Source organism: Streptomyces sp. NPDC007162 (assembly GCF_040634175.1).
Lineage (GTDB): Bacteria > Actinomycetota > Actinomycetes > Streptomycetales > Streptomycetaceae > Streptomyces.
Window position 1 is genome coordinate 1 of record NZ_JBEYFC010000461.1, and the last position, 7147, is coordinate 7147.

Below are 7147 nucleotides of genomic sequence, written 5' to 3' on the forward strand. Positions count from 1 at the left end.
GCACGAGGCCGTACAGCTGGGACGCGTCGGCTTCCATGGAGGACACTGTCCGCAGGTCCGGCTCCAGTGGTTGCGCGCCGAGCGTCGCCGAGCGGGTCAGTCCTCGTCCGGGGCGCGGACCACCACCAGGAACGCGTCCGTCTTCAGGTCCATCACCACCGTCGCCGGTTTGCCCTCGGCCCGGCGCTTCGCCGCGTACTCCTCGGCCGGCCACGAACCCCGGGGAGACCCCGCGGGAAATCGCTCCAAAACCCTCGCGCCCATGTCGGCCCGTCACCTCCTGAGTCGATGTCCGCCGTACCGTTCGGCTGCCCCGCATCAACGCGGACATGCCCGAAACACCGGACACCGCTCACCACCGAGCCCGGACACCCGCCGGAACGGACCGTCGCTCTCACACCGCTCCCAGAGCTACACATAAGGAAGAAATAAGAGCAGAATGCTCCTAGGCGGCGCATACCGCACGCACCAGACGCGGTCAGGCCTGCAAGTCAAAGGAGACGAGTCATGGCCAACGTCTCGCACGGCAGAAGTGACATAACCAGCCACCCTGATGTCTCCGAAATGCGGGAACGCTACGCCCGCATGCTCGGCGGTCGTGATGTGGCACTCGTGGACGGACCGGTGTTCCTGCTCGGTCTGTACTGCGCGGCGTCCCCGTGGATCGTCCACTACACGGCCAGTCAGCCCGCGCTCATGACCCACAACCTGATCATGGGCATAGCGATAGGCCTGCTGGCCCTCGGATTCACCCGGGCCCCGGAACGCATGTACGGCCTCAGCTGGGCCATGTGCGCCATGGGCATCTGGATGATCATCGCGCCCTGGATCGTCGGCAGCGGCCCAGACGCGGGCGTCGTCATCAACAACATCGTCATCGGCGGGCTGGCCTTCTGCCTCGGACTGCTGTGCGCCGTGACGACGGCCAGGCGAACGCCCATGACCTAGTCATACCGAGCGCCTCCTGAAGGGAGGACACGGGGCCGGCCCGACGCTTCGGGCCGGCCCCGTCACGGCTGTGCGGGCGACGTACTCATGGCGTCCGCCCGGCCCGTCGTGTCGAAGGAGATCCACACGTCCGGCGGCAGCTCCGGGCGCCCCGGCACCGGGCGGGGTTCCTCCGTCCAGGCGTCGCCCGCGGCCTCGGCCGCGACCCGCCGCCAGAAGGCGACCGCGCCGGGGTTCTCGTACTGGAACGCGATCTCCCAGCGGCCCGGGTGCCGGGCGAGGACCTCGCGGACGGCACGCGACCCGATACCCGACCGGCGCACGCCGCGCGCCACGAAGAAGCTGTTGAGCACCCGCAGGGGCGCGTCGGTTCCCCGGACGAACGCGAAGCCGACGGGGTGCCCGTCCAGGACGAACAGATAGGGCGCCCAGCCGGGCGCGGCGAAGGCGTCCTCGACGCGCTCGCCGCGGAAGGTGCCGTCGGGACGGGGCAGGATCCCGCGGAACTCGGACAGGTCGTGGCGGAACATGAGCCACAGCCGTTCGACGACGGGCCGGTCCTCGGTGCGGGCGTCGCGGACGACGAGGTCCAGCACATCGGTTTTCTCGGTTTCAGACATGAAAAAAGCCTCACCGGGTGGGAGTTGGTACCACCGGGTGAGGCTGACGTCGTGCAACGGAGACTACACCACGGCCGGTTCCTCGGGTGTCAGATACTCCTCGCTGACCTCCCTCGGGCCGAACGGCCACACCTTCTCGAAGCGCGCCCACAGCACGAACGCCACACCGCCGAGGGCGAGCCAGGCCAGGGACCACTCGATGGGGTGGCGGCCCGGCGAGTTCTTGTCGGCGTAGCCGTAGATCACGCACCAGCCGGCGAAGGCGAGGATGCTGGGCACGGGGTAGAGCCACATGCGGTACGGCCGCTTCAGGGCCGGCTGCCTGCGGCGCAGTACCGTGAGCGCCACGATCTGCGCCAGCGCCTGGACGATCACCATCACCGTGGTGAGCAGCTGGATCAGCGTGGCCAGGTCGGTGTGGCGGCCGATCAGGAAGCCGATCGCGGTGATCACGCCCATGGTCGCGAGGCCCAGCATCGGGAAGCGGTGCCGGGGGTGCAGCTTCTCGTACGGCCGGAAGAAGACGCGGTCGCGGGCCGCGTCGTAGGGCACCCGGGAGCCGCCGAGCAGGCCGGTGAAGACCGAGGCGAAGGCCGTGATCAGGATCAGCACGGTCACGGTGTCGGCGGCCCCCTTGCCCCAGGTCTTCTCCAGGACCGCCGAGGCCACCGAGGTCGACGCGATGTCAGCCGGGTTCGTCATCCGGTGCCAGTCGATGACGCCGAGGGTGCCGATCTGGAGCAGCAGGTAGATCGCCATGATGCCGAGGATCGAGAAGAGGATGGAGCGCGGCAGGACCCGGCCGGGCTCCTTGATCTCGGCGCCCATGTAGGCGGTGGTGTTGTAGCCGAGGTAGTCGTAGATGCCGATGGTCAGGCCCGCGGCGAAACCGAGCCAGAAGTGGTCGCTCGTCAGGTCGAAGGCGTGCGCCGGGTAGGTGAACGCCAGGTGCGGGCTGAAGTCGGAGGCCGCGGCGACGATCACCAGCAGCACCGAGGCGATCATCACCGCCCACATCACGGCGGTGATCCGGGCGATGTGCTCGATGCCCCGCCAGAGCAGGAGCACCACCAGGGCGATGACACCGAGCCCGATCAGGTCGCCGGAGGTCTGGCCCAGGCCGGGGGCGAGATATCCCAGGTACTGGACGAAGCCGACCACCCCGGTGGACATGATCAGCGGGATGAAGAGCATCGCCGTCCACACGAACAGGAACGGCATGAGGCGTCCGGTGCGGTACTGGAAGGCCTGGCGCAGATAGACGTAACTGCCGCCGGAGCCGGGCATCGCGGCGCCCAGCTCGGCCCAGACCAGGCCGTCGCAGAGCGCGAGCAGCGCGCCCGCGACGAAGCCGATCACCGCCTGCGGGCCGCCGAACGCGGCGACCATCAGCGGGATGGTCACGAACGGGCCGATGCCGCACATCTGGCTCATGTTGATGGCGGTGGCCTGGAACAGGCCCACGCGGCGCACGAAGCCGCCTTCGGGTGGTGCGCTGCGGAGGTCGTCGGGACTGACGGGACGGCCGGGACTACCGGACATGGCGGGGCTCCTGACGCGAAAAGGAGGGGACGTCGGCCGAGGGGGCGGGATGGCCGATAAAGTTAAGGAGCCTTACTAGATGCGTCAAGTATGCGCCGGGAATCGGTGAGAATGATGTGATGGCCGCCCGTGACGTCGTAGAGCAGCAGGACCAGCCCTGGAGCCGGCAGCGACTGCGCAGCACCAACGAGCGGCTGCTGCTGGCCCGGCTGCGCGCGCACGGCTCCGCATCCCGCGCCCAACTCGCCCGCGAGACCGGCCTGTCGAAGCCGACCGTGTCCAGCGCACTGGCCGCCCTGGCGGCGGCGGGCCTGGTCCGGGAGGCCGGCACCCACGCCCCGGAGCGGGGCCGCACCGCCGTGCTGTACGCGCCCGACCCGGCGGCCGGATACGTCCTCGGCGTCGACGTGGGCCGCGGCTGGCTGCGGGTGGCGGTCGCCGACCTCGACGGCACCCTGGTCACCCGCTCGGACGTGCGCAACCGGGCCCGCGGCTCGGCCGCCATGGCCGACCTGCTGGTCACCACCGCACGGCGGGCCGTCGCCGACTCGGGGGTCGACCCGGCCGAGGTGGTGCACGGGGTGGTGGGCACCCCGGGCGTGTACGACGAGCGGCAGCGGCGGGTGCGGTACGCGATGCATCTGCCCGGGTGGGGCCGCGCGGGGCTGTTCGACCGGATGCGCGAGGAACTGGGTGTCCCGCTGGAGGTGCACAACGACGCCAACCTGGCGGCGCTCGGCGAGTACACGTACGGCGCCGGAGCGGGCAGCCGGCTGTTCGCGTACATCATGATCGGCACCGGTCTGGGCATGGGGGTGGTCAGCGAGGGACGGCTGTTCACCGGGGCGCACGGGCTCGCGGGGGAGATAGGGTTCCTGCCCTGGCCCGGGCAGCCCGAGCCGGAGCGGCTGGAGGACGCGGTGTCGGGGGAGGCCGTGGTCGAGGCGGCGCGGCGGTTCGGGATGAGCGGGCAGCTCACCGCGAAGTCCGTGTTCGACGCGGCACGGCAGGGCGACCCGGCCGCCGTGCGGGCGGTACGGCTCGAAGGCGAGCGGATCGCGCACACGGTGGCGGCGGCCGCGGCCGTGCTCGATCCCGACCTGGTGGTGCTGGGCGGCGGCGTCGGGCACAGCGTCGACCTGCTGCTGCGTCCCGTGCGCGAGCATCTGCGTACGCTCACCCCGCTGCGCCCGAAGCTCGCGCCCGGCCGGCTCGGCGAGGACGCGGTGCTGCTCGGGGCCGTGGCCACCGCTCTGGGCACCGCCCGTGACCTGGTCTTCGAGCGCCGGTCGACGGCGTCCTGAATGCGGCGGCGGCAACGCGCGCGGCGGCGCCGATGATTGACACCCCCTCTTCGGGACCCTAGCTTGAGCCGAGTTAGTAAAGTTTCCTAACTTTACGAGCCTGGAGACCGCCGTGTTCCCTCGCCCCGCCCCCGGACACCGCCTCGCCGCCCATCGTCTCGCCGCCGCCGCGGTGGCCCTGGGTCTGCTCTGCTCACTCAACACGAGCGCGTGGGCCGGCGCCAGGAACCCGGCCGGTGCCACCGCCCACTCCCCCTCGTACGGCCACCCGCCGATCACCCGGGTGCCGTCCGCAGCCGGAGCCGGGACCCCGCTGTCCGGCTACGCGATCCGGTCGACGGCCGAGGTGGGCGACTCCGCGGCGGCGGTATCCTCCCCCGGCTACCCGGCGAAGGGCTGGTACCCGGCGGGCCCGCGTTCCACGGTCCTGGCCGCGCTGCTCGCCGACGGCGTCTACGACGACCCGTTCGTCTCCACCCGTCTCCAGAAGATCCCCAAGGCGCCCTTCCAGGTCCCCTGGTGGTTCCGCAGCGACTTCACGGTGACCGATGACTCGCACCGCACCTACCTGGACTTCAGCGGGGTGATCTCGGCGGCCGACGTGTACGTCAACGGCCACCGGGTCGCCACGACCGACGAGGTCACCGGTGCCTACACCCGCCACGAGCTGGACGTCACCCCCCTGGTGACGGCGGGGACGAACACGGTCGCCTTCCGCATCCAGCCCAACGACCCGAACAAGAACCTCACCATGGGCTGGCTCGACTGGCTGCAGCCGCCGCCCGACCAGAACATGGGCATCGTCCGTGACGTGCTGGTCCGGCGCGGCGGGCCGGTCGCGCTGCGCGACGCCCACGTGGTGACGAAACTGGCGGTGCCCTCCCTCGCCACGGCCGACCTGACGGTGAAGGCTCAGGCCCGCAACGACTCCGACGCACCGGTCACCGCCGACGTCTCCGGCACGGTCGCGGGTGTGGCCCTCGCCAGGTCGGTCACGCTCGCCGCCCACGAGACCAGGACCGTCACCTTCACCCCGGCGGACACCCCGGAACTGCACCTCGTCTCCCCCAAGGTGTGGTGGCCCGCGGGGATGGGCGGCCAGCCGCTGTACGACCTCGACCTCACCACGTCCGTCGCGGGCACGGTCTCGGACACCGCCCACCAGACCTTCGGCGTCCGGGACGTGCGGGCCCCGCTGAACGCCGACGGAGCCCGCCAGTACTCGATCAACGGCCGCCGGCTGCTGATCAAGGGCGGCGGCTGGTCACCGGACGAGTTCCTGCGCTGGGACAACACCTACACCGAGGACCGCCTCAGGTACGCCCTGGACCTGGGCCTGAACGCCATCCGGCTGGAAGGCCACATCGAGCCCGACGAGTTCTTCGACCTCGCCGACCGCCTCGGCGTCCTCACCCTGCCCGGCTGGGAGTGCTGCGACAAGTGGGAGGGGCAGTTCAACACCAACGAGAGCGGCGAGAAGTGGACCGCCGCCGACTACCCGGTCGCCCAGGCCTCGATGGCCGCCGAGGCCGCCCGGCTGCGTGACCACCCGAGCGTGATCTCCTTCCTGATCGGCAGCGACGCCGCGCCCGACGCGAAGATCGAGAAGAACTATCTGGACGCCCTGGCCGCCGCCGACTGGCCCGTCCCGGTGGTTCCCGCCGCCTCCGACAACTCCGCTCCCCAGCTGGGCAGTTCGGGCATGAAGATGACCGGCCCCTACGACTGGGTCCCGCCGTCCTACTGGTACGCCAAGCGGGAGGGCGGCGCCACCGGCTTCAACTCCGAGACCAGCGCCGGTCCGGACATCCCGACCCTGGACACCCTGCGCCGCATGATGACCCCGGCCGAACTCGACACCCTCTGGAAGGACCCGGACGCCAAGCAGTACCACCGCTCGCCGTCCTCGACCTTCGGCACCCTGAAGGTCTACGACACCGCCCTCACCGGCCGGTACGGCGCCCCGAAGAGCCTCGCCGACTACGTGCGCAAGGCCCAGCTCGCCCAGTACGAGAACGTCCGCGCCCAGTACGAGGCCTACGAACGCAACCAGACCGACGCCTCCAAGCCGTCGACCGGCGTGATCTACTGGATGTTCAACAGTGGCTGGACGTCCCTGCACTGGCAGCTGATGGACCGCTACCTCGACCAGGGCGGCGCCTACTTCGGCGCGAAGAAGGCCAACGAGCCGCTGCACGTCCAGTACTCCTACGACGACCGCTCGGTGACCGTGGTGAACAACCGGCACACGCCGGCGACCGGACTCACCGCGCGGGCCACGCTGTTCAACCCCGACGGCACCCAGAAGTACGACAGGACCGTCACCGGCGTCTCGGTCCAGGGCGACGGCGCGCACAGCACCGCGCTCACCCTGCCGGAGTCGGTGAGCGGGCTGTCCTCCACCTACCTGGCGCGGCTGGTCCTCACGGACGCCGACGGCAAGGAGGTCAGCCGCAACGTCTACTGGCTCTCCACCAAGGCCGACGTTCTCGACTGGACGAAGACCGACTGGTGGCACACGCCGACGACGGGTCACGCCGATCTGACCGGGCTGTCCTCGATGGCCCAGGTGCCGGTCACCGCGACAGCGTCGACCACCGAGACGGACGGCACGTCCACCACCACCGTCACGATCCGTGTACCGCTCTCCACGCTGGGCCTGCTCCAGTACCTGGCGCCGGTCTTCCAGTTCCTCTGCGGCATCCTCTACTTCCACGAGGCCATGCCCGCGGA

At 70.5% G+C, this 7147-nt stretch carries 6 protein-coding genes; 3 read left to right on the forward strand and 3 right to left on the reverse strand.

Going from position 1 to position 7147, the window contains the following annotated elements; translation table 11 throughout:
* Window positions 1-96 precede the first annotated feature (96 nt).
* Complete coding sequence (locus ABZ646_RS35955) at window positions 97-264, reverse strand: hypothetical protein (protein ID WP_360528640.1); 168 nt, start codon at window positions 262-264, stop codon at window positions 97-99.
* 243 nt (window positions 265-507) lie between these two features.
* On the opposite strand from ABZ646_RS35955, the gene ABZ646_RS35960 reads away from it, so the two are divergent.
* Window positions 508-948: an SPW repeat protein gene (locus ABZ646_RS35960; RefSeq protein WP_360528643.1), complete on the forward strand. Its 441-nt coding sequence runs from the start codon at window positions 508-510 to the stop codon at window positions 946-948.
* 62 nt (window positions 949-1010) lie between these two features.
* Here ABZ646_RS35960 and ABZ646_RS35965 read toward each other — a convergent pair whose 3' ends face one another.
* Window positions 1011-1568, reverse strand: a complete 558-nt coding sequence (locus ABZ646_RS35965) for a GNAT family N-acetyltransferase (RefSeq protein WP_360528646.1) — start codon at window positions 1566-1568, stop codon at window positions 1011-1013.
* A 63-nt stretch (window positions 1569-1631) separates the two neighbouring features.
* Window positions 1632-3110, reverse strand: coding sequence for an APC family permease (locus ABZ646_RS35970; RefSeq protein ID WP_360528649.1), 1479 nt, complete (start codon window positions 3108-3110; stop codon window positions 1632-1634).
* A gap of 119 nt (window positions 3111-3229) precedes the next feature.
* On the opposite strand from ABZ646_RS35970, the gene ABZ646_RS35975 reads away from it, so the two are divergent.
* Entirely contained in the window at window positions 3230-4414 is a 1185-nt protein-coding gene (locus tag ABZ646_RS35975; protein WP_360528652.1) for an ROK family protein, read from the forward strand.
* A 112-nt stretch (window positions 4415-4526) separates the two neighbouring features.
* Window positions 4527-7147: exo-beta-D-glucosaminidase (locus ABZ646_RS35980; RefSeq protein ID WP_360528655.1), on the forward strand; the 2621-nt coding region annotated here is incomplete at its 3' end.

Coding starts and splice junctions, on each gene's coding strand:
- ABZ646_RS35955 (WP_360528640.1), bottom strand. CDS start 264: ATGGGCGCGAGGGTTTTGGAGCGATTTCCCGCGGGGTCTCCCCGGGGT.
- ABZ646_RS35970 (WP_360528649.1), bottom strand. CDS start 3,110: ATGTCCGGTAGTCCCGGCCGTCCCGTCAGTCCCGACGACCTCCGCAGC.
- ABZ646_RS35960 (WP_360528643.1), top strand. CDS start 508: ATGGCCAACGTCTCGCACGGCAGAAGTGACATAACCAGCCACCCTGAT.
- ABZ646_RS35965 (WP_360528646.1), bottom strand. CDS start 1,568: ATGTCTGAAACCGAGAAAACCGATGTGCTGGACCTCGTCGTCCGCGAC.
- ABZ646_RS35975 (WP_360528652.1), top strand. CDS start 3,230: ATGGCCGCCCGTGACGTCGTAGAGCAGCAGGACCAGCCCTGGAGCCGG.